Source organism: Mucilaginibacter straminoryzae (genome assembly GCF_022953055.1).
Taxonomy (GTDB): Bacteria; Bacteroidota; Bacteroidia; order Sphingobacteriales; family Sphingobacteriaceae; genus Mucilaginibacter; species Mucilaginibacter straminoryzae.
The window spans coordinates 1-26,489 of record NZ_JALJEJ010000011.1 but is presented as its reverse complement, the minus strand read 5'-3'; the positions used below and the strand labels follow the sequence as shown (position 1 = coordinate 26,489).

At 44.7% G+C, this 26,489-nt stretch carries 18 protein-coding genes and 1 rRNA gene; 7 read left to right on the top strand and 12 right to left on the bottom strand.

Annotated features, from left to right (window positions below; translation table 11 throughout):
- Positions 1 to 8: 8 nt before the first annotated feature.
- The 7 genes from MUY27_RS17940 to MUY27_RS17910 form a co-directional block, all read right to left on the bottom strand.
- Entirely contained in the window at positions 9 to 1,280 is a 1,272-nt protein-coding gene (locus tag MUY27_RS17940) for a quinol:cytochrome C oxidoreductase (RefSeq protein WP_245132357.1), read from the bottom strand.
- Between the two features lie 12 nt (positions 1,281 to 1,292).
- Positions 1,293 to 1,868 (bottom strand): c-type cytochrome, encoded by a 576-nt coding sequence (locus MUY27_RS17935; RefSeq protein ID WP_338042694.1) that lies wholly within the window; start codon positions 1,866 to 1,868, stop codon positions 1,293 to 1,295.
- Entirely contained in the window at positions 1,861 to 2,397 is a 537-nt protein-coding gene (locus MUY27_RS17930) for a DUF3341 domain-containing protein (protein WP_245132355.1), read from the bottom strand. The genes MUY27_RS17935 and MUY27_RS17930 overlap by 8 nt, the downstream gene beginning before the upstream one ends.
- Positions 2,398 to 2,400: 3 nt before the next feature.
- The gene (gene nrfD / locus MUY27_RS17925) at positions 2,401 to 3,873 is read right to left on the bottom strand and encodes an NrfD/PsrC family molybdoenzyme membrane anchor subunit (protein ID WP_245132354.1); all 1,473 of its coding nucleotides are present in this window, start codon (positions 3,871 to 3,873) and stop codon (positions 2,401 to 2,403) included.
- Between the two features lie 21 nt (positions 3,874 to 3,894).
- Positions 3,895 to 6,942 (bottom strand): TAT-variant-translocated molybdopterin oxidoreductase, encoded by a 3,048-nt coding sequence (locus MUY27_RS17920; RefSeq protein WP_245132353.1) that lies wholly within the window; start codon positions 6,940 to 6,942, stop codon positions 3,895 to 3,897.
- 39 nt (positions 6,943 to 6,981) lie between these two features.
- A complete protein-coding gene (locus tag MUY27_RS17915; protein WP_245132352.1) occupies positions 6,982 to 8,250 on the bottom strand; it encodes a c-type cytochrome in 1,269 nt (422 codons plus the stop codon).
- 255 nt (positions 8,251 to 8,505) lie between these two features.
- Entirely contained in the window at positions 8,506 to 9,486 is a 981-nt protein-coding gene (locus MUY27_RS17910; protein WP_245132351.1) for a deoxyhypusine synthase family protein, read from the bottom strand.
- Between the two features lie 192 nt (positions 9,487 to 9,678).
- Here MUY27_RS17910 and MUY27_RS17905 point away from each other — a divergent pair, with 192 nt between their 5' ends.
- A complete protein-coding gene (locus MUY27_RS17905; RefSeq protein ID WP_245132350.1) occupies positions 9,679 to 13,524 on the top strand; it encodes a methylmalonyl-CoA mutase family protein in 3,846 nt (1,281 codons plus the stop codon).
- Positions 13,525 to 14,125: 601 nt separating this feature from the next.
- Positions 14,126 to 14,695: a pentapeptide repeat-containing protein gene (locus MUY27_RS17900; protein ID WP_245132348.1), complete on the top strand. Its 570-nt coding sequence runs from the start codon at positions 14,126 to 14,128 to the stop codon at positions 14,693 to 14,695.
- Positions 14,696 to 14,814: 119 nt separating this feature from the next.
- Here MUY27_RS17900 and MUY27_RS17895 read toward each other — a convergent pair whose 3' ends face one another.
- Positions 14,815 to 15,837, bottom strand: a complete 1,023-nt coding sequence (locus tag MUY27_RS17895) for an aldo/keto reductase (RefSeq protein WP_245132347.1) — start codon at positions 15,835 to 15,837, stop codon at positions 14,815 to 14,817.
- A 106-nt stretch (positions 15,838 to 15,943) separates the two neighbouring features.
- Between MUY27_RS17895 and MUY27_RS17890 the strand changes: the two genes are divergently transcribed.
- Complete coding sequence (locus tag MUY27_RS17890; RefSeq protein WP_245132346.1) at positions 15,944 to 16,273, top strand: hypothetical protein; 330 nt, start codon at positions 15,944 to 15,946, stop codon at positions 16,271 to 16,273.
- Here MUY27_RS17890 and MUY27_RS17885 read toward each other — a convergent pair.
- Together MUY27_RS17885 and MUY27_RS17880 are read right to left on the bottom strand one after the other, a co-directional pair.
- On the bottom strand, positions 16,270 to 17,250 hold the full coding sequence (locus MUY27_RS17885; RefSeq protein WP_245132345.1) for an acyl-ACP desaturase: 981 nt from the start codon (positions 17,248 to 17,250) through the stop codon (positions 16,270 to 16,272). The two genes, MUY27_RS17890 and MUY27_RS17885, sit on opposite strands and share 4 nt — an antisense overlap.
- A 51-nt stretch (positions 17,251 to 17,301) precedes the next feature.
- A complete protein-coding gene (locus MUY27_RS17880; protein WP_245132344.1) occupies positions 17,302 to 18,462 on the bottom strand; it encodes a glycoside hydrolase family 5 protein in 1,161 nt (386 codons plus the stop codon).
- 57 nt (positions 18,463 to 18,519) lie between these two features.
- On the opposite strand from MUY27_RS17880, the gene MUY27_RS17875 reads away from it, so the two are divergent.
- The 4 genes from MUY27_RS17875 to MUY27_RS17860 are packed head-to-tail and all read left to right on the top strand — an operon-like array spanning position 18,520 to position 25,466.
- A complete protein-coding gene (locus tag MUY27_RS17875; RefSeq protein WP_245132342.1) occupies positions 18,520 to 19,872 on the top strand; it encodes a sensor histidine kinase in 1,353 nt (450 codons plus the stop codon).
- Positions 19,873 to 19,882: 10 nt separating this feature from the next.
- A complete protein-coding gene (locus tag MUY27_RS17870; protein ID WP_245132341.1) occupies positions 19,883 to 21,976 on the top strand; it encodes a cellulose biosynthesis cyclic di-GMP-binding regulatory protein BcsB in 2,094 nt (697 codons plus the stop codon).
- 5 nt (positions 21,977 to 21,981) lie between these two features.
- Positions 21,982 to 23,913, top strand: coding sequence for a glycosyltransferase (locus tag MUY27_RS17865; protein ID WP_245132339.1), 1,932 nt, complete (start codon positions 21,982 to 21,984; stop codon positions 23,911 to 23,913).
- Positions 23,910 to 25,466, top strand: a complete 1,557-nt coding sequence (locus tag MUY27_RS17860; RefSeq protein WP_245132337.1) for a hypothetical protein — start codon at positions 23,910 to 23,912, stop codon at positions 25,464 to 25,466. Before MUY27_RS17865 ends, MUY27_RS17860 begins: the two co-directional genes overlap by 4 nt.
- A gap of 140 nt (positions 25,467 to 25,606) precedes the next feature.
- Here MUY27_RS17860 and MUY27_RS17855 read toward each other — a convergent pair whose 3' ends face one another.
- Together MUY27_RS17855 and rrf are read right to left on the bottom strand one after the other, a co-directional pair.
- Positions 25,607 to 26,176, bottom strand: coding sequence for a glycoside hydrolase family 108 protein (locus tag MUY27_RS17855; protein WP_245132335.1), 570 nt, complete (start codon positions 26,174 to 26,176; stop codon positions 25,607 to 25,609).
- A 215-nt stretch (positions 26,177 to 26,391) separates the two neighbouring features.
- Positions 26,392 to 26,489, bottom strand: a 5S ribosomal RNA gene (gene rrf / locus MUY27_RS17850); the annotation flags it as partial.

Sequence of the window (26,489 nt, the reverse complement as noted above, 5' to 3'; positions counted from 1 at the left end):
TTAGCTAATTAAATGTGGTGATGAAGGCTTTCCTGTACAAAAGGATGCTTAGATGGAATAAGTGATTTAAATTTACTCAATGCTTGCAGCATCAGGAAAGTAAATAAACCTGCAAATCCAACAAAGATCAGCACATCCTGGATACCGAACGGAATATAGCTGTTACGTTCAGGCATGGTGCCAGGCATAATCATCAGGTAATAATCCAGCCAGTGACCTATAATAAGTACCACACAAGTGAATTTCACACGTGCATAGTAACGTTTTGAATCACGCGACATTAACAGTAATAACGGCGACACAAAGTTAAGTACGATGTTTAACCAGAACCACCATTTGTACTCTGGCTGCCATCTGTGATAGAAATACACTGATTCTTCCGGAAGGTTAGCATACCAGATCAGGAAGAACTGGGCAAACCATACATAAGTCCAGAAAATAGAAAAAGCAAACATTGATTTAGCAAGGTCGTGGATGTGGTTTTCATTCACCCAACCAAGGTAACCGCTTTGGTGCAAAAGTAATACCGTTAAAGTAATTACAGCCAAACCGGCTACGTGTAAAGCAGCAAGGTTATACCAGCCGAACATGGTAGAGAACCAGTGTGCCTCAACAGACATGATCGCATCGAATGCAAATACCGGGTAAGTAAAACCGAAAACTACTAAGAAGATCAGTGCAGCTTTAAAGCTCTTGTTATAGTTCAGCATACCTCCTAATTCATCTTCGTTCTCTGAGTATTTTACCAGCATACGGCCAAACAACGCATAAAGCGCCAATAAGATCACTACGACACCGTAAAAGAACGGAATGTTGAGGAATGCTGACTTACCTGCGATGATCGCGTCATAGTTTTCACTTTTCGGATCTGTTAAACCCGGTGTAGCCCAATGTGCATATAAGTAAGGCGCCATTACCTTTTTACCCTCTTCAACAATTTCGTGTTTGGTAAAGAGGCCGGCGGTTACGATAATAATAAATACTACAGCTGCAATCGGTAATACTTTGGCAAAAGCCTGCGGAATTCGCAAAAAGCTTACAGACCAGCCAGACTGTGCTGCGTACTGGTATGCCATAAAGAACACACCGCAGATACATACACATACAAAGTAGTAACCGCCTAACAATAGATCGTTAAAAGTACGTTGCATGCCACCTTCACTTTTATCGAGGAAGCCTATGATGAGGCCTATGATGCCAATTGCAATTGCAATTAAGCTCCAGGTTTTTGCTTTACCTGCAAACTCGAATCGTTCGTTAAAACTATATTCAGTTTTCATTAAAATAATTCTTTATAAAGTTTGTAAATGGTGAACATACATGATTACTTTCCAACGCTCTTCTGGCGACAGTTGCGACGCGTATGAACCCATGGCGTTTACACCGTAAGTAACTGTATGATAAATTTTACCGTCGGTAAGGTCTTTCATAGCACCACCGCGGGATGATTGTCCTTTTGAATAAGATGGCGGCGGCGGATAACCGTGCTGGGTAACCAAACCATCTCCCTGTCCGTTCTCGCCGTGGCAAGGTGAACAGAAGTGAAGGAATAATACTTTACCTTCTTCAAAATTCGCTGGTGTAGAAGGAAGCGGGTTTTTCACCTCGGCGCTTGCCTGATCGTAACCGGCGCGGGTATTAGGATAATCGAAGCGGGTGAAACCAACCGGAATAGTACCGGCAGGAGGCACCTGCGCTGTTTTGCCGTCTTTAAAATTAGGGTTCTTCTGATCGTACTCAAAAGCAATATGTTCATACATATTGGGGGCGTACTGCCAGCCTGTGCTTTGCTTGTCTTTGCAAGACGTTGCCACCACCGCTGTAACGATGGCTAAAGCGGTTGCACCCAATAGTTTATATTTACTCATAGCTAACATATTTTCTGTCGTTATGCTTAATTTCTACTGCACCAGCGTCCTGTAGTATTCTGGTGATATCTTCATGAGGCACGTTGCCTTTTGCATCTATCGCAATTACAAATCTGTCGTCAGTTGCACGCAGGTCCATTACGCGTGGAGCGCGGCCCGGGAACAAATGCGTTGCGAAGAAAAAGGTAGCCACCATACCGAAAGCGGTCCAAAGGATGGTCCATTCGAAGGTGAACGGTACAAAGTTAGGCATCGGGAAATTTGGTTTACCACCGATGTTCATCGGCCAGTCATGTACCAAAGTATAATACACGATGCTGAAGATTACCGAACCGCCCAGACAGCCAAAGCAAAACGCTGCATAACCCAGGCGAGAATCCTTGATGCCAAGTTTAGCCTCTATACCGTGAATAGGCATCGGGGTGTACACATCATAGATCGGAACACTGTTTTTCTGCAGTTGATCGATCCCATGCATCATTTCATCCGGGTCGTCAAACAGACCCAATATCATTTTAGTGCTGCTCATGGTTTATGCTTTATCGTAGTCGGCAAGCTCAACGCTGTCGTATTTTGTTAATGATTCTTTATAAAACTCTACCTGCTCTTTATCCAGGTGACCGTGTTCGATCAGTTTTTTCTTAGCCTGTTCACTTGAGCTCTTCAGCAGTAATTTCACCTCTGCCATAGCAACAGAAGGCAATACGCGCAAGAACAGCAGGAACATGGTAAAGAACACCCCGATAGAACCGATGAAGATACTTACGTCAACCCAGGTTGGATAGAACATCACCCAGCTTGATGGTAAGAAGTCGCGGTGCAGAGAGGTTACGATAATTACGAAACGCTCGAACCACATACCAATGTTCACGATGATAGATAACACCCATGAAGCAGGGATGCTGGTACGGATCTTTTTGAACCACATCAACTGCGGAGTGATTACGTTACAGGTCATCATGCTCCAGTAAGCCCACCAGTATGGTCCGGTTGAACGGTTAATGAAGGCATACTGCTCATACTCTGATTGTGAGTACCATGCAATAAAGAACTCTGTTAAGTAAGCCACACCTACGATAGAACCTGTCAGGATGATGATCTTGTTCATCGATTCGATGTGGAACATAGTGATATAGTTCTCCAGGCCTAACACTTTACGAGCGATCAGCAACAGGGTTTGCACCATGGCGAAACCAGAGAAGATCGCACCCGCAACGAAGTAAGGCGGGAAGATGGTAGTGTGCCATCCTGGTTCCAGCGACGTAGCAAAGTCAAAGGATACGATGGTGTGTACCGAAAGTACCAGTGGTGTTGAGATACCGGCCAGGATTAATGACACGGTTTCGAAACGCTGCCAGGTTTTTACCGAACCGGTCCATCCGAAAGAGAAGATCGAATAAATGCGACGGCGAAGGCCGGTAGCGCGGTCACGGATAGAAGCGATATCGGGCAATAAACCGGTGTACCAGAATACTAATGATACAGAGAAGTATGTCGAGATCGCAAATACGTCCATCATCAGCGCCGAGTTCCAGTCAACCCACAGTGAACCATATTGGTTCGGAAGCGGAAGTGTCCAGTAAGCTAACCAAGGGCGGCCCATGTGACCGAAGATGTAAGTGGCCGCACAAATTACCGCAAAGATGGTCATCGCCTCAGCCGAACGGTTAATGGAGTTACGCCAGTTCTGACGGAACAGTAACAATACCGCCGAGATCAGTGTTCCGGCGTGACCGATACCTACCCACCACACGAAACCGGTGATGTCCCAGGCCCAGCCCACTGTTTTGTTCAATCCCCATTCGCCGATACCGAACCAGAAGGTCCAGCTGATGGCAAACACCCAAAGCATGGCGCCTAAAGAGGCCAGTGTAAAACCTATCCACCAGGCTTTATTGGGTTTATTTTCAACCGGGAACAATACATCGTTAGTGATTTGGGCATAAGTGATGTTTTTGCCCGTAATTAACGGTTCCCTGATTATCGATTCGCTATGAGATGCCATATATTAATCTCTGTTGTATAATTAAGCGCCTATTTCAGTTGTATTTCTAATTTTTGCCTGGTAGCCGATACCTGGTTTGGTATTCAATTCTTCCAGTACGTAGTATGTACGTTCGCTCTTCAATGCTTTTGAAACTTCAGAATTCGGATCATTTGCGTTACCGAATACAATCGCATTGGTTGGACAAGTTTGCTGACAAGCAACTTTAATCTCGCCATCCTGAAGCGGACGTTTTTCCATTTTAGCTTTCAGCTTACCAGCCTGGATACGCTGAACACACATAGAACATTTCTCCATTACACCGCGGAAACGGGTAGCAACATCCGGGTTCAACACCAGTTCTGTGTACTCATTTTGCATGTAGTTTTCGAAACGTGAATCGTTCCAGTAGTTGAACCAGTTGAAACGACGCACTTTGTACGGACAGTTGTTTGCGCAGTAACGGGTACCAACACAACGGTTGTAAGTCATCTGGTTTAAACCTTCAGACGAGTGTGTAGTTGCCAATACCGGACATACCGTTTCACAAGGTGCGTGGTCACAGTGCTGACAAAGCATTGGCTGGTGAACAACCGATACGTGGTCAAGATCTGCCAGTTTGTTGATCTCTTTCTCTTTGGTTACCGGCTCGCTGCCACCGCCATTGAAACTGTAGTAACGGTCGATACGGATCCAGTGCATTTCGCGACGGTTACGAACCTCTTCGCGGCCTACTACCGGCACGTTGTTCTCTGCGTTACAAGCAACGATACAAGCGCCACAACCGGTACAAGCGTTCAGGTCGATCGCCATTACCCAGTTATACTGCGGACGTTCGTACTCGTCCCAAAGGCTGTAATCCTCTTTACCCTCTTTTTTACCTACGATAGCCGCAGGGTTCTTTTTGTATTCAACTAAAGTACCTTCGTGAATAATCGGACGGCCTTCGTATGAATTATGGGTTTGGGTTTGCGCAAATACGTATCGTAAAGTGCTGGTCTTTTCAATATCTACTACAGTAGTACCTTGTAAAGTTCCGTTACGCAGGGCTAAGAACGGATAAGCATTCTTACCTACGTTATCGCCTACTTTACCGGCTTTGGTACGGCCATAACCTAAAGCTACAGAGATAGTGCCCTGTGCCTGACCAGGCTGAAGCAATACCGGAAGCTCGATCGTATAGTTACCAGATTTGATATTGATATAATCGCCTTCCTGGATACCTAATTTCTCAGCAGTCTTGATAGACATCGCTGCGTAGTTATCCCAGGTAACTTTACTTACGGGATCAGGAAGCTCCTGTAACCAAGGGTTATTTGCTTTTTTACCGTCCTGGATGTTATTACTTACATAAATCTGAAGCTCTAACTTTTTATCACCAGAAGCAGCTAATTGCTGGCTATGGCTAAGGATGGTAGTAACCACCGCATTCAGGTCGCGGCCGAAAGTGTAGGCAGTTGCCGGTTTAGCAGCAGCTTTTACAAAACCGGTTTGCAGCACTTTCTCCCAACCTTGCTGGCCAGACAAACCTGCTTTAGAAAGGATATTAGTGTTCCAGTTATTGCGAACATAAGTGTAGTAGTCTTTCACCGGAGCATCTGCCCAGGTTAATAAGCTTACCTCTGCCTGACGGGTGTTGTAAACCGTATTGATCGCAGGTTGAACGATAGTGTAGTAACCTTCTACTGCGTTTTCGTCACCCCATGATTCCAGGAAGTGGCTGTTTGGTGCAACAACGTTACACAATGCAGCAGTTTCGTCGCTATAAGGTGCAAATGAAACTTTCAAACGAACTTTCTTCAGTGCGTCTTTAAATTCATTTGCGTTATAATAATCATATGCAGGATTTGCATTCAGGAAGAACACGGCATCAACTTCGCCGCGTTTCATTTCACCGATGAAATCTACAAACTCCTGGTCGTTACCTTTATATTGGTAAGAAGGGTTATCAAGATCAATAGTAGTACCGTAGCTGCCTAATAAAGAGTTGATCGCATTTACCAACACCTGAACAGCTACATCATTACTGCCTGATACTACCAGCGCACGGCCTTTTGCTGCTAACAATTCTTTAGCGGCAAGGGTGATGGCTTTATCTGTATTGGCATCACTTACCTTTTTAGAACCAGGTAAAGTAGTGCCGGTTAATGCGTTGTATAAGCTAATGATCGCGATACCTTCTTCAGACGGCTTGATCGGCATACGCACATCGGCGTTAGTACCGGTTAGGCTCATGCCGCTTTCGAACTGAATATGACGCGACATTTTACCAGCCTCTAATGCTTTTGCCGCACGGCGTGACGCATACTGGCGGTTGAATTCGGTATTAGAGATCCAGGTACCTAAGAAATCGGCGCCGAAGCTTACGATAACGTCGGCAGCATCAAAATTGTAGTGAGGCAATACCGCTTTACCGAAGCTGTTTTGATTAGCCTGGATGATACCGGTATAAGAAACGGCATCATAATTAATGTGCTTTGTAGTTGGGTAAGCAGTAACAAAATCTGCAATAACCGCTTGTGTTGATGGGCTGTTAACAGTAGCGCTTACGATACGGATTTTTTTGCCACCGGTTTTGATAGCAGTTAATTGTCCTTTGATGTAAGCATCAACCTGCTGCCATCCGGTTTCGCCACCGTCCTGCATCGGGTTTTTCAGGCGGCTTGAATCATAAAGATCAAGAATGGATGCCTGTACCGTAGCCGACGCACCGCCTTTACCAAACAGATCGCCAGGGTTACCCTCGATCTTGATCGGACGGCCTTCACGTGTTTTTACCAGGATAGCCTGACCGTCGTAGCTGGAAACATAAAAGTTAGCTACGCCCGGAGTTACCTCCTCTGGTTTTATCAGGTATGGTAATGATTTATGTACCGGCGTTTTCTGACAAGCAGCCAGAGAAACGGCACCCACACCAAAACCAAGCGCTTTTAAGAAATCGCGGCGTGGAGTCTTAGCTTTAAGGCCATCTCCTTCCAGGATATCTTCGATCGGAATAGGTTCAGCAAACTCGTTTTTATTGTTTTCAATAAACTCCGGAGTTTTGTTCAGTTCTTCTAAACCCTTCCAGTATTTTTTATTGCTTTCCATTTAAGCTATATAAACTGTAATTGCTAAGTTCTTAATTAATTAATAGTGACACTTGGCGCACTCTAAACCGCCCATTTCAGCTTCGGTAACTTTCTCGCCTTTCTTAATGCGGTCATGTACTTTCAGCATGCTTTCGTAGTAAGCGTTGCCTTTACCGTTAACACCGGTACGTTTGTGACACTGGATACACCATTTCATTGTCAATGGTGAGTATTGGTAAACCTCTTTCATGGTCTGGATAGGACCGTGACAACGCTGACACTCGATACCGCCTACACGTACGTGTTGTGCGTGGTTGAAGTATGCAAAGTCTGGCAGGTTGTGGATACGTACCCACTGGATTGGTTTAGCTTTGGTGCTGTCATATTTCTGTGTCTGCGGATCGTAACCCAATGCGTCATAGATCTTGTGGATCTCTGGCGATTCGGTTTTAACCACTTTGTGACAGTTCATACAAATGTTCAAAGATGGAATAGAAGCATTTTTGCCTTTGTATGCTGCAACGTGACAGTACTGACAGTTGATCTTCATTACACCTGCGTGTAATTCGTGCGAATACTTGATCGGTTGCGCAGGCTGATAACCCTGGTGAACGTTGGTGTTCCACATCGTTACCCAGCTTAAGCTGCCTAACGCTATCGTACCGCACAGTATGATAAAGAATACCAGCTTCTTGTTTTTGGCAACACGTTTTACAAATGCAAAACGATCAACCGGCTCTGCTTCAACTTCTTCCTCTTCAACAACCGGCTCTGCTTGTTTCTTGATTAATATCTTCTCTAAGGTACCGATAGCCCTGTTTAACACCAGGATAACGATTAGCGCGATAACGATAACGCCGATCAGACCGAAGATTACGACATTGCTCGGACCGCTTTCTGTAGCAGCGCCGTTAGTAGCTGCGCCAGGTGCAGGGGTTGCCTGCATTTTTTTCCAGTCTTCACGAACGTAAGCAATAATGTTTGCTACATCGCCGTCGCTCAGGTTGGTGAACACGTTCATGCCCGCCTGGTTGTACTCGTTGTAGATCTTTAATGCTTTAGGATCTTTTGCTGCGATTAACGCCTGGTTGTTCTGAATCCATTTGGTTAACCACTTGTCGTCAGTTTCAGATGAAATGGTCGGACCTAAAGCCGGACCAGTCATACGCTGATCAATCTTGTGACAGGCTGTACAGTTGGCTTTAAACAAGGCCTCACCCTTCGCCGCATCCGCTTGCGCATGAGCCGAAAAACCCATAGCTGCAAAACCGGCAACCAGTAAAACCGCCCTGGAAAATTGTTTAAAAATCAATGAGATATTTCTCATACAGTGTATTTGTGCTTGATAGTTTTTTGTAATTTATTGTAAAAAGGCTGCGAATGTGCGTTCACCACCCTTTTTTACAGTCCACAAAAGTAAAATTTATTACAGTATCGCTGACAAAGTAATGACAGTAATGTCTAATTTATAATCGTTCTAAACTAAAGACAAAAACCCCCTTTACAGACAGTAAAAGGGGTTTTCAAGTATAGTGGGCTATCGCAATATCAAAACTGCGTTATCGTAATTTGGAATTTTACATTATTGTTTTAGCACCCAGGCAAAAATTAATGGGGCAACAATTGTCGCGTCAGACTCCACGATGAACTTAGGGGTATGGATATCCAGTTTACCCCAGGTGATCTTCTCATTAGGTACCGCACCAGAGTAAGATCCGTATGAAGTGGTAGAGTCTGAGATCTGGCAGAAATAGCTCCAGAACGGAATGTTTTCCATCTCCATATCCTGGTAAAGCATTGGCACCACGCATATTGGGAAGTCGCCTGCGATACCACCGCCGATCTGGAAGAAACCTACGCCATGGCCGTCTGAATTCTTCACATACCAGTCAGACAACCAGGCCATATACTCAATACCGCTCTTCATGGTCGTAGCTTTAATTTCGCCTTTGATCACATAAGAAGCGAAGATATTACCCATGGTAGAATCTTCCCATCCCGGTACTACAATCGGCAGATTTTTCTCAGCTGCAGCCAGCATCCATGAATTCTTCGGGTCGATCTCGTAATACTGCTCCAGCTCGCCGCTTAGCAGTATCTTGTACATATACTCATGCGGGAAATAACGTTCGCCTTTATCATCAGCATCTTTCCATATCTGGTGGATGTGTTTCTGCAAACGACGAAAAGCCTCTTCTTCTGGGATACAGGTATCGGTAACACGGTTGTAGTGATTTTCCAGCAAGTCCCACTCGTCCTGCGGGCTTAAGTCGCGGTAGTTAGGCACACGTTTATAGTGCGAGTGCGCCACCAGGTTCATGATGTCTTCTTCCAGGTTGGCGCCGGTACAGGAGATAATCGCAATCTTATCCTGACGGATCATTTCTGCCAGTGAAATACCCAACTCGGCAGTACTCATTGCCCCTGCCAGGGTAACCATCATCTTGCCGCCTTGCTCCAAGTGGGCTTCATAACCTTTAGCAGCATCAACTAAAGCGGCTGCGTTAAAGTGTAAGTAATTTTTCTCAATAAACTGAGATATCGGACCTCTTGTTGTACTCATTATCAATCAAATAAATGGAGCGCAAAGGTACTGATGTATTTCGGATTTCCGTTGTTAAATTTCCATTTAAGGCCCAGAGGATTCTTGCAGCATTGTAAACAATCAGAAGCGCAGCGCATTATATTTAATTACTATGCAAGCATAGCATCGGTGATAGATTTGTTTATTTTTGACCTTAGCAAAGCTATATCAATGGAAACCATTGCTCCTTATAAACCTGTACATAAAATCCGTTTTGTAACCGCTGCTTCCCTTTTCGATGGGCACGACGCTACCATCAATATCATGCGGCGCATTCTGCAATCATCCGGTGCGGAAGTGATCCACCTGGGGCATAACCGCTCTGTTGAGGAAGTGGTAAACTGCGCCATACAAGAAGATGTGCAGGGCATTGCGCTGACATCGTACCAGGGCGGGCACCTCGAATACTTTAAATATATGCATGATCTGCTGCACGAACGCGGCGCGGGGCACATTAAAATATTTGGCGGTGGCGGAGGTGTGATCTTACCGCAGGAAATTGAAGAACTGCAGCAGTATGGCATTGCCAGAATTTATTCGCCGGATGATGGCCGCCGCATGGGTTTACAGGGCATGATCAATGATATGCTGCAGCAATGCGATTACGAGACCAAGACTACTTTGAACGGCGAACTGAAGCATCTGCCCGAAAAAGATCCTAAAGCGATAGCCCAACTGATCACTCTGGCAGAAAACCATCCGGAAAGTTTCAAGGCCTCATCCCCCGCCTTCTCCCAAAGAGAAGGAGCCACTTTCATTCCCGTGTTAGGGATTACCGGTACAGGCGGTGCTGGGAAGTCGTCTTTAGTGGATGAATTTGTCCGCCGTTTTTTAGCAGAGACAGATAAAACGTTGGCCATTATTTCTGTAGACCCATCTAAACGGAAAACCGGCGGAGCTTTGCTGGGCGACCGAATCCGGATGAATGCCATCAACAGTCCGCGTGTTTACATGCGCTCGCTGGCTACCCGTCAATCAAACCTGGCACTATCCGGGTATATTGAAGAAGCGATTGACGTTTGCAAAGCTGCCGGGTTTGACCTGGTAATTGTCGAAACATCTGGTATCGGCCAAAGCGATACTATGATCACCGATTACTGCGATGTATCCCTTTACGTGATGACACCGGAATTTGGCGCCGCCACGCAGTTGGAGAAAATAGACATGCTGGATTTTGCAGACGTGGTGGCTATTAACAAGTTTGATAAGCGCGGTGCTTTGGATGCCATCCGCGACGTGCGCCGTCAGTATAAACGAAACCATCAACTGTTTGATGTTGCCGACGATACCATGCCTGTTTTTGGAACCATGGCTTCGCAGTTTAACGACCCCGGCATGAACAGCCTTTTCGCAGCGCTGCTAAATACCATCAAAGCGAAAACCGGCGTAGATTTTAAACCCGATCTTCCAACGGATCAGCAGCAGCCTGAAAAAGTATTTATCATCCCGCCGGACCGTAACCGCTACCTGGCCGAGATTGCTGAAAGTGCTGCGGCCTATAAACAATGGGTAAATGAGCAATGCCGATTGGCGCAGCAGCTATATCAGTTGCAGGGAACGATAGACCTTTTGGACGAAGGAGCAAAGACAAAAGAGGAATTAGAACGGATTTACCAGCAACTGGAAGAAGGGCTGCACCACGAATGTAAAAAACTGCTGCGCGATTGGCCGGAAAGGGTAAAGCAATATCAGGCGGATGATTTCATTTATAAGGTTCGTGATAAAGAGATCAGGCGGCCTTTGTTCACCACCTCGCTTTCCCAGCTACGGATATCTAAAATCGCTTTACCGAAATACGAGGCCTGGGGTGACATTCTCCGTTGGTTACTAACCGAAAACTTGCCGGGAGAATTCCCTTACGCAGCCGGTGTGTTCCCGCTGAAACGTGAAGGCGAAGACCCTACGCGCATGTTTGCCGGCGAAGGCGGCCCCGAACGTACGAATAAACGTTTCCATTATGTATCGCTCGGGCAACCGGCACATCGTTTATCTACCGCGTTCGACTCTGTTACTTTATATGGCGAGGACCCGCATACCCGCCCGGATATTTATGGTAAAATCGGTAATTCAGGCGTAAGCATTGCCACGCTAGACGATGCAAAGAAATTATACTCCGGTTTTGATCTTTGCCATCCGTCTACCTCTGTGTCAATGACCATCAACGGCCCCGCCCCAATGTTATTGGGCTTCTTTATGAATGCCGCCATCGATCAGCAATGTGAAAAGTATATACGTGAACACCAGTTAGAGCACCTGGTAGAAGCGAAATTTAAAGAAGTGTATGATGATAAAGGTTTGGAGCGGCCGAGGTATAATGCGGCCCCTGCTACTTCACAAAAGCCTCTGGAGAGCGCCTCTCCCCAACCCTCTCCAGAGGAGAGGGAGAAAAAAGCGGGCTACGCTACTTCTAATTTAAAAAATTGGCAAAATTTAAAAGACAACTCCAGGAAAAACCGCAAATCATCAACTGAAGCAGAAGAACTGCTTTGGCAGCATTTAAGAAATAGCCAGATTGGTTATAAAATCAGGAGGCAGCATGCTGTAGACAATTATATAGCTGACTTTATTTGCCTGCAAAAGGGATTGGTTATTGAGATAGACGGGGAACAACATCAGGTTAATAAGGAGTATGATGAGGTACGCACTACCGCCCTTAAGCATTATGGTTTCGATGTCATCCGCTTTACCAATCAGCAAGTACTTGATAATCTATCAGGGGTTATAAAGCAAATCGAAGAAACCCTAGCTAAACAACCGGATAGGAAAGTCCTCTCCCCTGGAGAGGATTTAGGTGAGGCTTCTCCCCTTCCCGAAGGCAACAACGGCCTCGGCTTGATGCTGCTCGGCCTTACCGGCGACCAGGTTTTGCCGGCTGATGTTTATCAGCAAATTAAAGCTTATGCGATTTCCAGTGTGCGGGGTACCGTACAGGCAGATATTCTGAAGGAAGATCAGGCCCAGAACACCTGTATATTTTCTACCGAATTTGCTTTGCGTTTGATGGGGGATATCCAGGAATACTTTATTACCCAGAAGGTGCGGAACTTTTATTCGGTTTCTATCTCCGGCTACCATATTGCCGAAGCTGGCGCCAACCCGATTACCCAATTGGCTTTTACCCTGGCTAATGGCTTTACTTATGTAGAATACTATTTAAGCCGGGGCATGCACATCGACGACTTCGCCCCTAACCTATCGTTCTTTTTCTCCAACGGTATCGACCCTGAATATGCGGTAATCGGCCGGGTGGCACGCCGAATCTGGGCGAAAGCCATTAAGAACAAATACAAAGGGAATGATCGTTCGCAGAAGCTGAAGTACCATATCCAAACCAGCGGCCGCTCGCTGCATGCCCAGGAAATTGACTTTAACGATATCCGCACCACCTTACAGGCTTTGTACGCCATTTACGATAACTGCAACTCACTGCACACTAACGCTTACGACGAGGCAATTACTACCCCAACGGAAGAATCTGTTCGGCGGGCGATGGCTATCCAACTGATCATCAACCGCGAGCTCGGCTTAGCTAAAAATGAGAACCCCATACAGGGTGCCTTTATTATTGAAGAACTGACAGACCTGGTTGAGGAAGCAGTGATGGCCGAATTCAAACGAATCAATGACCGCGGCGGTGTACTGGGTGCGATGGAGACCATGTACCAGCGCAGTAAAATTCAGGAAGAATCGCTTTACTACGAAACCCTAAAACATACCGGTGAATATCCTATCATCGGGGTAAATACGTTCCTGAATAAAAAAGGCTCGCCTACACTAGTCCCCGCGGAAGTGATCCGCGCTACGGAAGAAGAAAAGCAGTACCAGATCACGGCGTTAGAAAACTTCAAAAAACGAAATGAAGACAAGTCAGCTGCGTTGCTGAAAGCTTTACAACAATCAGCAGTTGACGGTAAAAATACCTTTGAGCAGTTAATGGAAGTTTGCAAATATTGCTCGCTCGGGCAGATCTCCCAAGCATTGTATGAAGTTGGTGGGCAGTATAGAAGGAATATGTAGGAATACTTACGGCGACAATATTTAAGGGAAAGTGATTTATTAAAGTTACTGGAAGCTAAGTTCTTTTAGCCGTTAAAAGAAAGTAGCTAAAAACTCGCCGCGGCACCGCAGTGTAGCCCCACCTAAATCCTCCCCAGCAGGGAGGACTTTTGTTCCCTCTCCCTTGGAGAGGGTTAGGGAGAGGTCCTGCGCTGCGACAATTTAGTATGCTTACGCTCTGTTCGTTACTGAAGCTTTAACGCCGGCAACCGGCTTTTGGTAAAAAGCAAGACAGAACAGTGGGTATGAGTGCTGGCAAGCGACCTTATAGCTGTTGCCCGAAGCGAAGGCATAGTGCGAACGTTAGTAGCGGTAACAGCTATCGTTGTCGGTGATTCTGGATTGCTTGAGCGAAAGAAGTGTGCGGCAGAAAAAGCATATTACCGGCTAGGCCGTTATTCACATGTGTTTATTTCTCAAAGGCGTTCATGAGATCGCTTCGCTAAGTTTGGCAACTTTGCTGCTATGGCAAAGTTGCTTTAAAAAATCCTACGTTTATCTTTTATAACCTAATATTTATCTTTAACCCGACTCTTAGTACCCAAAATTCGAATCGAATAACATGCAAATCATCGAAGAGCAAACATTCACACAACTAACAGCAGATGATCTGCGGGCTAAAAAAGCATCTTTTGAAAACTGCACCTTTCATAATTGCGATTTTTCTTCCGGCCAGCTTTATGATATCGTGTTTACGACCTGCCAGTTCATTAATTGTGTATTTACCGACTGTAATATCCCGAACACAGGGCTACAAAATATCAGTTTTAAGAACTGCCAATTGGCCGGGGTTGACTTCAGTAAGGCATCTAAGTTCTTGTTTGAAGTGCATTTTGACGACTGCCTGCTGGATAAGGCCATCTTCTATCAAAAAAAAAACAAGGGGGCGAAGTTCAGCAACTGCTCTTTAAAAGGGACTGATTTTACCGAGGCAGATCTCTCGAACGCCATTTTTGACCACTGCGATCTAAACCAAGCCGCGTTCGACCGGACACAATTAAAAGGTGCAGACTTTTCTACTTCTTACAACTACACCATCGACCCTGATCTCAACTTCATTAAAAAAGCCAAATTCTCCATTCATGGTCTGGCTGGCTTATTGACCAAATACGATATTGTGGTGAAAGGATAAAGAGAGAAACAAGAATCAAGATGTTTTCACACTTTAGCCCCCCGATACATACCTTTAGCTGTTTTCCTCGTTCCTAATTTACAGTTACTATTCATAGCTAAATCCGAATTTCGAAATCCTTATCTCCGCTTCTCTACCCTATCATAAAATCCGCCGAATGAGTTAACGCGTACGGCTTCTTCCTTAAAGAAATCGCCGGGGAAGCCCAAGGGCATTGCACTCGCTTCGTCCAGACGTTTCAATTGCTCTGGTGCAAGAGTAACTTCCGTAGTTTTCAGGTTATCTTTTAACTGATCTACTTTGGTTGCGCCGACGATAGGTATACAAGAGAAATTTTGCTGCATCATCCACCTCAGCGCTACGTGTGCCGGTGTACAGCCAATTTCTTCCGCTATCGCCATCACTTCGCGGGTAATCCGCTCGCTGTTCTCGTTCCTGCGGTTACTTTCCGCTTTTACTCTCCCCTGCTCGCCACGCAGATATTTCCCGGTCAACGCCCCACCTGCTAAAGGCGCCCATGGCGTAACCGTAATGCCGAAGTGTTTCGCCATCGGGATCAGTTCCCGCTCTGGCGTACGTTGTATTAAACTATACTCTACCTGCAGGGCAATAAACTGGCTCCAACCCATTAGTTCGGCTAAAGTATTCCCCTTAGCAACTACCCAGGCAGGCGTATCGCTGATTGCTGCATAATTCACCTTTCCTTGACGGATCAAGTCATCCAACCCGCGCAACACTTCATCTATCGGGGTAATATCATCCCAGATGTGCAGGTAAAACACATCTATGAAATCGGTGTTCAACCGCTGTAAGCTGGCCTCTACACTGCGCATCATATTCTTACGGTTATTGCCGGATGCGTTAACGTTAGTGGTGTTATCTTTTAAGGTATACTTGGTAGCCACCACAAAGTGGTGACGATCATTACTGCTTAAATATTCGCCGATAATCTTCTCGCTGGTACCCAGTTTATAAATGTTTGCCATATCCAGGAAATTCCCTCCGGCGTTGGCATATTCATCTAAAATGGCAAAGCTGGTTTCCCTGTCTGCACCCCAGCCACCTTCGGTGCCGAAGCCCATGGTACCTAAACACAATTCAGAAACTTTAAGGCCAGAGCGACCCAATAACTTGTACTGCATAAGATAGAAACGTTTACCAATGATAGCAGTTTTAAGAAAGAAAACCTAAATACCTACTACAAACAAATAATCAGTCCGGGTTGTAGTTAAAGTAAATTCTGCTGATATGAAGATCATCAAAACGAACGGGGACATTACGATAGAGGAACTGAAAAGCTTTTTCGGCGAAGAGCTAAACCCGTTGTTTCAGCAGCAAAGGCAGGTACATCTGAAATTTGATCTGAGGACAGATGCAGACTCGCTGGAAGTATTTAATGAGGAATTGTATGACGGATTTCTGTTCCGCATTGAAAAACACGGAACAGAAATACATATTTTAAAATCTGAACATTACACCGATGATGTCAATGCGCTAACGCTGGAAGACATCATCAATACGCTACTGATGGAATTCCTGGGCAGCCGTAACATCCGCTATATCGGGGAGAATTCTTAGCCGTTGATCCAGCTGAATTTATATTCCAGCATCGGATTTTTCATACGCTCGGCTACCCGCAATAAACGGTCTGGCAGTTTAACCAGGTAGTCTCTTGCTTTCTCGCCGGCCTCGTTCAGGTCAGTTATGCTTTCAATATGCCAGTCTTCAATGAGTTCTTTCAGAATATCCACGTAATCTATTGCGGTGTAAATACCCAGGCGTTGCGCAGCATCGGTAAAATGGCCAAACGTCTGGCCGATCTTTAAGCCAACCTCACGAAGGAAATGCGCTGGCATTACAATTTTCTTGCGCATCATATCTTCAAAGGCAATCATTGCTTCGCTGGCGTCCACCTCAAATATTTTAGAAATGAAATGTTTGTAAGCTTTCGCATGGCGAGCTTCGTCTGCCGCAATCACCCCACACATTTTAGCTAACAAGGTATCGCCATATTTTTTTGCCTGTGCTGCAACACGACGGTGCGACACGTTAGTCGCCATTTCCTGGAAGGACGTATAAATAAAGTTACGGTAAGGGTCTGCTCCGGTACCGATATCAAAACCATCAGCAATCAGGTACTGGGTAGATACTTCCATCGCTCGCATATTCACACGGCCTGAAAGATAAAGGTACTTGTTCAGCAGATCGCCGTGGCGGTTTTCTTCAGCTGTCCAGTAGCGGGTCCATTTCATCCAGCCATTGTCCTCATCTTTACTTACCCCTTCTACCATGGTTAGCCATGATTCATAGGTTGGTAAAGCTTCCTCTGTAATAGTATCGCCGATCAAAACAGCAATCAGGTCGTAAGACAAACCTTTAGCGCTTTCCTGTAATTCTTTGATCTCAGAAAAGAAGGTATCGCGCGATGAATCCGGCAACAGGTCAGAAGGTTGCCACATATCCTCAACAGGCTTCAAAAAATCAAACATTTTTTCGAGCATGTATTTTTCGATATGCTTCATTACTTCGCGGCGCTGCTCGACAAAAAACTCCATAGTTATAAATTAAACAATCCGTAAAGATAGTAGTTTTAACGCAAAAGCGGTTTATTTAGTTGGTTTTCCTGGGGCCAGCGCATCCCTCATACAAGGGGGTAAATGAGCTTCGGACGGCGGCCCTGTAAAGATGGAGAAATTTGTATGATAATCCCATAAAATTCCCGGGATTTTTAACGCGCGCAATGATGTTTTAACCGCCTTGATGTAACGGCATCGGCTATCCAGATCTGCATATTTGTTATACACACCGAACTCTGTACATACCAAAGGCACCACATATTTATCGCCCCATGCTTTAACAATTCCCAGTTTATCTTTAACAGATTGTTCGTTCCCGTCTTTGGCGTACTGGTAATAATTGGTTTCGCCCCAGGTATTTTTAGCCTTTGGATTTAGTTGTGGAAAATTTTTCTCATTATAGGGAAAAGCAACCCCGGTTGTCGCTACCTGATCGCCTACCCAGGCCGCACCCTGGTGTGTAAAAAAGAAAGGTTCGTAAAAATGGAAGGTGTAAATAATATTCTCGTCGGAAAGCCTTACAAAACGGCTCAGTTCGTAGATGCTGTTGTAATTAGAAGCGCCTACCAATAAAGTCCTGTCCGGATCTGCTTTTCTGATGGCCGTGGTGATGTTATAAGCGGCGTCCTTCCATTTCGCAGGATCCATATGTGGCGGCTCGTTATAAATCTCGAAAAACAGCTCATCTCCAGATACTTTACCATACCGCTTACTTATTAGCAGCCAGGTATTTATTGCCTTTTGGGTAGCTGAGGTGTAATTGGTATCATTTATCTCGCCGTAATGGTAATCTATGATCAGCTTAAAACGATAGCGCCTGCATTGGGCCAGTACATTATCTATCCGGCTTAATAGGGGCGCTATCCCACCCGGTTTTGCCTGGTAAAATTCAAAAGCAACGGGTAAACGAATAGTTTTAAACCCTAATTTTTTAAGCAATTGAAAATCTGTATTTTTAAGCGGGTTTTCTTTCAGCGCCTCCGGATTCCAGGTTTGTTCCAGCCAGGATATGCTTATTCCGTTATCTAAACCTTTAGCGCGCCTGAAAGCAACAGCCCTGCTTTGAGGTATTGGATTAGTTTTTGCATTATTGCATTTCGCGGCAGGCGCAATTGCAACAATAAGAAAGAAGAGCGCGATTGTCTTTAATTTAAGATTAAATTGCGTAATTTTAAATGCCGTTTTTTTCATCAAGATTAAAGACCGAAAGAACCTTTACTCCTTAATACATTTATACTATCGTAAATAATGCTTGTTCAAATAAATAAAGACGAATTTGCAAGAGAAGCGAATAAGAAAGCCTGGTATCAAACCAACAATATTATTTGGACAATCATTTTCTTGTACCCGCTACTTGGCATCATAGACTTTATTTACGCTCCAGACATCTGGATCCAATTCCTCATCGTCCGCATTATCCTGGTGCTCGCTATCCTTGGCTTGTACACCTTTTTTCAATCCCGAAAATACGATTACCGCATCTTGCTGCATATTGCTTTTATGCTGCTCTCTATCCCATCGGCCATACTTTGTAATGTGGTTAATGTGCAAGAGGTTACGGTATTCTTTCTCATTTATTCTGCCATTGTCCTGTTCTTTAACCTACAGGTATACTGGGAGCCTATTAATTCTGTAATACAGGTAGCCTTTGCAATTGTTTTACTTGTCATCTTTTTTAATGTACTGAACCAGTACTCGCTGGATCTTTTTATTAATAACGGCGGGCAGTATTTCTTTATTACCAGCATCATCTCCTGCCTTATCGTAAGCGCGAGGTATAAAGTAACTGAGCGGGATGTGCGTTCGCAGTTACTGATCGAGAAATCTAACGAGCAGTTGAAAAGCCAGAACCGCGATATTGTTGAGAAAAACAACATCATCGACTTGCAATATGATAAACTGCGCAAGCTGGACGAGCAAAAAAACAGCTTTATCAACATCGCCGGGCACGATCTTAAAAACCTGATCGGTTCTGTAATTATGAGTACCAATGGTATCAAGGAAGAAGAATACCGTTTAAGCACAGATCAGAAAGAGTTTCTGCAGTACATTTCAGAGTCGGCAGAAAAAATGCAGTACATGCTGAATATGCTGATGGAGGCAAAAGAAGTTGATTCGCCCGAGATCAAATTTAACTTCGAAATATTCGATATTAATACAGAAGCGCGTTACGTATTTAAGGGATTGGTAGAAACCGCCCAGATGAAGAACATTACGCTGATTGATAACATCCTGAAATTGCCCCTTAATGTGCGGCTTGATAAGGTGTTTGCCGGACAGGTATTTCAGAACCTGCTATCAAACGCCATTAAATTTTCGCAAACTAACAACAGCATTAAAGTAGCCACCAGCCTGCAACGGCAGAAATTTGTCTTTGAGATCATCGACGAAGGGATCGCCATTGGCCAGGATGAACTGGACGGCATGTTTAATAAGCTGAAAACCCTTAACGACGCCAACACCACCAACGCAACGGGCAGCAGGCTTGGTTTAGGCTTATCCATTGCGAAGCTGATGACCCAGGAGATGGGTGGCGACCTGAGCTACCGCAGCGATGTGAACGGCAATTATTTCAGAGTAGAATTTAACGTGATAAATTAATAACAACCAGATGAAGAAATTCTTATCCTTACTGTTTTTTATTGGTATACTGATCAAAGCTGCTTCTGCACAGCAGAGCATCATTACTTTCAAGTCGCTCGGACGGGAAGATGATGCCGTGATGGGCATGAGCGGTTCCAGTTCGTACTACATAAAAATTGATCCGTTCATGGAACTGAACGGCAGTAAACTGGTGTTATACTTCGAGGGATCACAAGCGCTGATCAAAGAAAAATCATACATCAACGTCATGATCAATGATAAGCCGGTGTACAGTGCCCGCTTAACCAAAGACTCTATTGAACGACTGACAGTTAACCTGAGCCGTAACGATCTTTCGCCAGACCGCAGGTATATCAAGATACAGGTACGCACCTTGCTGACGATCACTGATGACAAATGTCGTGACCTGGATAATCCCGCCATGTGGTTAAAGGTGAAAAACTATTCTTACCTGGCTTTGAACCGCAGCAGCCAGAATTTCTTCAACAACGTTAATATCTCTAACTGTTTTGATTCTAAAACAGCGATTATCTATCCAAGTAACCCAACATTGCATGATCTGAAAGCTGTAGCATGGGCTTACGCACGTTTAAAAAGAGCTGACGCTAAGAATATACAGGTAGTACCGGCCGACCATTATTCAGATACACTTTATAACTGTATTATGGTAGGTAACATTAATCAGATCCCCGCCGGCAAACGTGGGTTGGTAAAAATTACTCCTGGTAGCGGCCAGGGCTTGCTTTACCTGCACAAGAATGTGATCAGTGTAACCGATACGGTAACCAACCTGGTGAATCTTAACGGGCAGCTTACCCCTGTTCGTTCAGTACAAACCCACCAGGTGCCACAGGAAATATTGTTTATCACTGGTGGCGATGATCAGGGTTATGAAAAAAGCATCACTGCTATGGGCAATATGAACATCCTGAACTCTACCTTCGGCGACTACCTGCTCATTAACAGCGCTACCAACAACTTCTTTAAAACCATAGACGAAAACCGCTCTAAGTTAACTTTACGCCAGATTGGTGGTTTAACCAATTTTACATCAGGTGTGGGTTCGTTAAAAACGGTTTATAACTTTAAAAACAGCGATTTCAGCTTTACCCCGAAAGAGGTGGAGATCCGTTTTGTAGCTAACTACAGCGCGTTGGCAACTACAGACCGCGGCTACTTTAACATTTACCTGAACGGAATGCTTATCAGCAGTGAAAAGCTGGATGCTTCGGGAAAATTAAATACGGCGGTTACCATTAACCGGTACCAGCACCATAAGTATAATACGCTGATTGCCGAATTCCGCTTCTATCCAACCAATGGTAACTGTAACAGCAGTTTCACCAACTTCTTTGCAGAGATAGATGTCGACAAATCGTACCTGGAATCTAAAAACCCGTTCATTTCTAACGACCTGAGCTTTTACCAATATCCGGAGGCCTTTAATGCCGGTACTACCTGTATTGTGGTAAGCCGCGATTATGCAAAATATGCAGCAGGTGCGATGGGCGAGATCATTTACGAGTTGAACAATAACATCAACGCGAATAACTTCCCGCAATTCATGTATTCGGACGAGCTGAACAGCAACAAAGCTAACCTGAAGAAATACAACGTTGTGGCACTGCTTTCCAGGAATGACCCTTTGATCGAAGAATTCCCGGACGCCCCGATCAAGTTCAACCATGATTTCAGGCTGTACAACAACAATAATAACGAGGTAGTGTATACCGTTGCCGACTCTGTATCCAACGGTTTAGCGCAGATTTTTTATGGCCGAAGCAACAACGCCTGCCTGGTACTTACTGCAACCGGTAAAAACCTGGCAAATGCATTCCTGGCAGCTTCACAATCTATCACAGAACAGCTGTCTACCCTATCCAGCAACGTTTGTATCGCAGATGTGAACAATAATAAATACCTGTTCAACATCAGTAAATCGAGCGAGAACCTGGAGTATGTAGACACCAAGAGCGCTTTAGCCCGTTTCTGGGAAAGTTATAACTTGTATATCCTGTTAGGTATCCTGATCCTGATCCTGGTAGCGTTCCTGTACGTAAGGTTCAAGGTTCAGAAATCACAGGAGATTATCAACGAATAATATAATTGAGCGATAAGATGCCGGAAGAACTGAGCGAATTGGCGGAAAGCGGGCCGGTAAAAGCCACTGTTGCAGACAGCACGTCCTATTCCAAAAAGCTGCCCATACCACAAATGCTGGTACGGGACGGCTTTATTACGGATGAAGACGTCGAGAAGATCTACCGGCATTCGGAAAGATCAGGGCTATCGTTCATCAAGATCGTCCTGAATTTCGGCTATATCTCCAGGAAAAATTACGAGCGCTCACTGAATAATGCAGGTTATGCCTTTGAAGAGATCCGGGAGCAACCGTATGATAAAGAGATACTTGACCAGGTAGACCTGAAGTTTGCCGACGAGCACCTCGCTTTGCCTTTACGTAAAGAGAACGGTAAGATTGTAACGATTATGGCTGATCCGAGCGACCAGCTTTTTATAGATTTCGTTAAACTTACTTTTGACTGCGACCCGGAGATCATCGTGGCCTCCGATTTAGATATTACCTGGTTGAGCCACAAGTTGATCGGCATTCCCTACGTAAAATCAGCGGTGTTTGAGCTGCTAAACCGCGATGCCGAAAGCTCCGCGCTGGTTACGTTCACTAATTCGCAGCTGATCTTCATTTTTGCTACTATCGCCATTATCGCCACCTTCCTGGTGCTCAGTTTCACGTTGACGGCTATCGTTATCAACGTAATTATCAGTAGCGTGTTCCTGGTGGCTATTACCTTTAAATTGTTCCTTGCTTTGGTGGGTTCGCGCTTTGAACTGCACCAGCAGGTAACCAAAGAAGAGGTTAAAAACGTAAAGGACGACCAGTTGCCTATTTATACCATCCACTTACCGGTTTATAAAGAAGATAAGCTGATCAAGAAACTGATCTGGAACCTGCAAAGCATTGACTACCCGCGCGAACAACTGGACATTAAACTGCTGATTGAAGAGGATGATGATAAAACGCTAAACGCGGTTAGAAACCTCGACTTCCCGGCCATCTTTGAAGTAATTGTGGTACCGTATCACATGCCTAAAACAAAGCCAAAAGCATGTAATTATGGCCTCCACTTTTCGCGCGGTAAGTTTCTTACCATTTATGACGCAGAGGATATCCCTGATACGGACCAGTTGAAGAAAGTAGTGCGGATGTTCGAAAAGCTTCCTTCCAACTATATCTGTATTCAGTGCGCGCTGAATTATTTTAACCGGAATGAGAACTTCCTGACCCGGATGTTCACGCTGGAATATTCTTACTGGTTTGACTATATGCTGCCAGGTTTGGATACGCTGGATATTCCCATCCCGTTAGGCGGGACCAGCAACCATTTTAAATTGGATAACCTGACGGAATTAGGCGGCTGGGATCCGTTTAACGTTACCGAAGATGCTGATTTGGGGGTAAGAGCATACGCAAAAGGTTATAAAATAGCCATTGTAAATTCTACAACTTACGAAGAGGCAAACAACGAACCTTTTAACTGGATCAGGCAGCGCTCGCGGTGGATAAAGGGTTATATGCAAACCTACCTGGTACACATGCGTAACCCCATTAAGCTTTGGCAAAAAGTAGGGTGGCAGGGTTTCTTAGGTTTTAATTTCTTTATCGGCGCTACACCGGTAACCTTTTTGCTGTACCCTTTCCTGCTTTCGGTATTTATCGCTTACCTTGTTTTCGACCTTAAAAGCATCCGTTTGTTATTTCCGGATTGGGTATTGTTCATGTCTATTTTCAACCTGCTTATCGGCAATATCTTAATGATCTACGTAAACATGATGGCGGTATTTAAGCGCCGCTATTATGAACTTATTCTGTTTGCTATTGCAAACCCTGTATACTGGCTGATGCATTCTATCGCGGCGTATAAAGGTTTATACCAGTTGGTAATCAAGCCATTCTACTGGGAGAAAACCAACCACGGATTAAGTAAGGTTAATAATTCAGCCAACGCGGTTAAATGAGGCAGTCTAAAACTATATTTCTGGTTTGTCTTGCGCTGCTACTTGCGGTGTACTATCTGTTTATTGGCCTGCACTTAGCTAAACTTGGTTATTTTAATAAAGAAGAACTTTTCTTTATAGAGAAGGCCAAGATTGTATTCGAAGGTCAGGGCAACCGCTTAAAAGTGATGGGCCTTACCTCGCCGCTGCTGCCTTTTTATGGTAATTTTATTTTTACACTGATCGGTTATTCCGTAGCGCCAATTATGGCTTCTGCGATAGGAACGGCCGGGCTATTCTATATTATTTGTAGAACCATAGTTAAACACACCCAAGACGAGTTTTATGTCTTGGCGGTCCTGGCTATTTTTCTTTTTCACCCGGGTATGCTCGCCGCAGGATGTTCAGGTAAATCAACCTATATGGTGCTCATTTTCTTTTACCTGTTCTTCCTTAACATATTTAAGTTTTATAACTCCAACACCACTTTTCATATCTCCATTGCAAGTATTTGCCTGGTAGTGCTTATTTTCTGCGATTACAAATTTGTTTGGCTTACCTTGTTCTTTATCCCACTTGTACTTTCGATTGCTTTAAATACGCTTAATCTGGGGGAAAAGGAATCTATTTTTAGGTTATATATCAGTTTTAACAATCCATCGCTGCGGAGGAAACTGATCAGCAAGTCGCTGGCAATATTTATCATTCTTTTCCTTTTGCCGCTATCTTCCGTATTGATCTATAAGGTGCTGAACTTAACGCATGCGAACGATTTGGACTACTTTATTGAAAGCCCCTATTCGAACTGGAATGTGCTTGCAGAAAAGATCGATTACAGTACCCTTCAAGACGAAGTTGTACATCGCCTTCCCGAGGTTTCTATCATGATCTCTGCCCGGGTGCTCATCTTCTTCCCTGTAATTCTGCTGGCGATTTATCTTTACCGCGAAAATACTTACCAGGTACTTACCCTACTTACCCCATTCTTATTTATAGAATTTTTGAAGATCAAGTATCCGAAGATCTTCATCGCACAACAGTATTACCTCCCATTTTTGATTCTTTCTCTGCTCTGCGTGGCCACTAAGGTTCGAACGATACGTAACGAGGCGATCTTCAAGATCAGTATAGCGCTGTTCTTTAGCGTCACCATTTTCGCGGGTTACTATATGCTGCGCAGTTCGGGTATTACAGAAGAACGCAACTTTATTGCAGCATTGATTGATAAAAAAGTGCTGGACGATCAGCAAGAAACGCAAAGCGTTGCAGCTTATATCAATAGCCTGCCGCCTACATCAAAAGTACTCTTGGACGATGCGATTGCTTACCCTATTGCCAGTTTTGTAGCAGATATACGCTCGCTTACCTTACCTTATCAGGCAGAATATCTTAGTGCAATAGAAGCGCCGCAGAAGTATGATCGCTATGTGCTGGTTGCCAACAGCAAGAATGAGGCGAGCAGCTATACGGAGCTTAATCAGAAATATGTAACGCTGTATAGATTGGGGAATAGCAATGTTAGCCTTCGGAAGGTACACGAAACTACCAACTGGGTGTTATATCAAATCTTGTAGGTATTGCTCAATTATAGTCTCTGAGCGCTAACTCGCACCATAGTTTCTACCTTGCTTGGCGCCGCAATATAAGCAGGGCAATTCTAAGATAATTTACCCTGCTTTTAAAAACTGATTAGATCAAAAATTATAAGTAGTATTTAGCTAACCTGGGGGTTAAATGGTGTAAGTCGGCTCATCCAGGAGTTTCTGAATTGTGCCTGCGATGGATTGGCTTGAATGATGGCCAAATAGCGTGCACGACGTAAAGAGATCACCTGGTTATAAAGCGATTCTATATTTTGTTTGTTAGCCGCCGCAATGGTTAACGGTCCCACTTGTCCGTCTACTGTTAAGGTTCCCGGCGCTACGGCGTTAACCGCCTGTTGTAAGAACTTTCCGGCGATGCCCGTACCCATATTGACTGCAGCATCGAATAACTGATTAGCCAATTGCTGCGAGTTAAGGCTGGTAAGGCTAAGCGTATCCCAGAAGTTTGCCTGGTAGAAAGAAGCTACCGCTGCCTGAAGCGGAGCGCTTGCAGCCAAAGCTGCATTTAGACTTGCCGGATGCTGGCTCACAATAGCATCGACGTACTGCCATCCGCTCCATTTTGGCCAGAAGTTACGGGCGACACCGGCATAAGTTTCGCCGCCATGATCATTTGGATTGTTTGCATATCCACCCTCATTGCCCATAGTGAGGTGAAATGCTGTAGGAAATTGTGCCATAAGATTAGGTTTTTAAGTTTTTAAATATCTTAGAATTAAGTGTAAGGTTGGAAATATTTCTAATAATATCAAGGCTTTTATAAACTCCGCCCGTCGCAAAGGCTCATTAGTAAGAAACTCAGGAAAGATGATAAGGAGGTAGACTTGGTGAACGGAGCGGCCTATAAACGCAGAAACCCTTTAAGCGTTATGCTTAAAGGGTTTGCTTGAATAAAGTTTGGCGCCGACCTACTCTTCCACATTTTACTGCAGTACCATCGGCTCTGGCGGGCTTAACTTCTCTGTTCGGAATGGGAAGAGGTGGACACCGCCG

Coding starts and splice junctions, on each gene's coding strand:
- MUY27_RS17930 (WP_245132355.1), bottom strand. CDS start 2,397: ATGAGCAGCACTAAAATGATATTGGGTCTGTTTGACGACCCGGATGAA.
- MUY27_RS17905 (WP_245132350.1), top strand. CDS start 9,679: ATGGAAACCATTGCTCCTTATAAACCTGTACATAAAATCCGTTTTGTA.
- MUY27_RS17940 (WP_245132357.1), bottom strand. CDS start 1,280: ATGAAAACTGAATATAGTTTTAACGAACGATTCGAGTTTGCAGGTAAA.
- nrfD (WP_245132354.1), bottom strand. CDS start 3,873: ATGGCATCTCATAGCGAATCGATAATCAGGGAACCGTTAATTACGGGC.
- MUY27_RS17935 (WP_338042694.1), bottom strand. CDS start 1,868: ATGAGTAAATATAAACTATTGGGTGCAACCGCTTTAGCCATCGTTACA.
- MUY27_RS17870 (WP_245132341.1), top strand. CDS start 19,883: ATGAAGAAATTCTTATCCTTACTGTTTTTTATTGGTATACTGATCAAA.
- MUY27_RS17920 (WP_245132353.1), bottom strand. CDS start 6,942: ATGGAAAGCAATAAAAAATACTGGAAGGGTTTAGAAGAACTGAACAAA.
- MUY27_RS17880 (WP_245132344.1), bottom strand. CDS start 18,462: ATGAAAAAAACGGCATTTAAAATTACGCAATTTAATCTTAAATTAAAG.
- MUY27_RS17885 (WP_245132345.1), bottom strand. CDS start 17,250: ATGGAGTTTTTTGTCGAGCAGCGCCGCGAAGTAATGAAGCATATCGAA.
- MUY27_RS17875 (WP_245132342.1), top strand. CDS start 18,520: ATGCTTGTTCAAATAAATAAAGACGAATTTGCAAGAGAAGCGAATAAG.
- MUY27_RS17915 (WP_245132352.1), bottom strand. CDS start 8,250: ATGAGAAATATCTCATTGATTTTTAAACAATTTTCCAGGGCGGTTTTA.
- MUY27_RS17855 (WP_245132335.1), bottom strand. CDS start 26,176: ATGGCACAATTTCCTACAGCATTTCACCTCACTATGGGCAATGAGGGT.
- MUY27_RS17910 (WP_245132351.1), bottom strand. CDS start 9,486: ATGAGTACAACAAGAGGTCCGATATCTCAGTTTATTGAGAAAAATTAC.
- MUY27_RS17895 (WP_245132347.1), bottom strand. CDS start 15,837: ATGCAGTACAAGTTATTGGGTCGCTCTGGCCTTAAAGTTTCTGAATTG.
- MUY27_RS17860 (WP_245132337.1), top strand. CDS start 23,910: ATGAGGCAGTCTAAAACTATATTTCTGGTTTGTCTTGCGCTGCTACTT.
- MUY27_RS17900 (WP_245132348.1), top strand. CDS start 14,126: ATGCAAATCATCGAAGAGCAAACATTCACACAACTAACAGCAGATGAT.
- MUY27_RS17890 (WP_245132346.1), top strand. CDS start 15,944: ATGAAGATCATCAAAACGAACGGGGACATTACGATAGAGGAACTGAAA.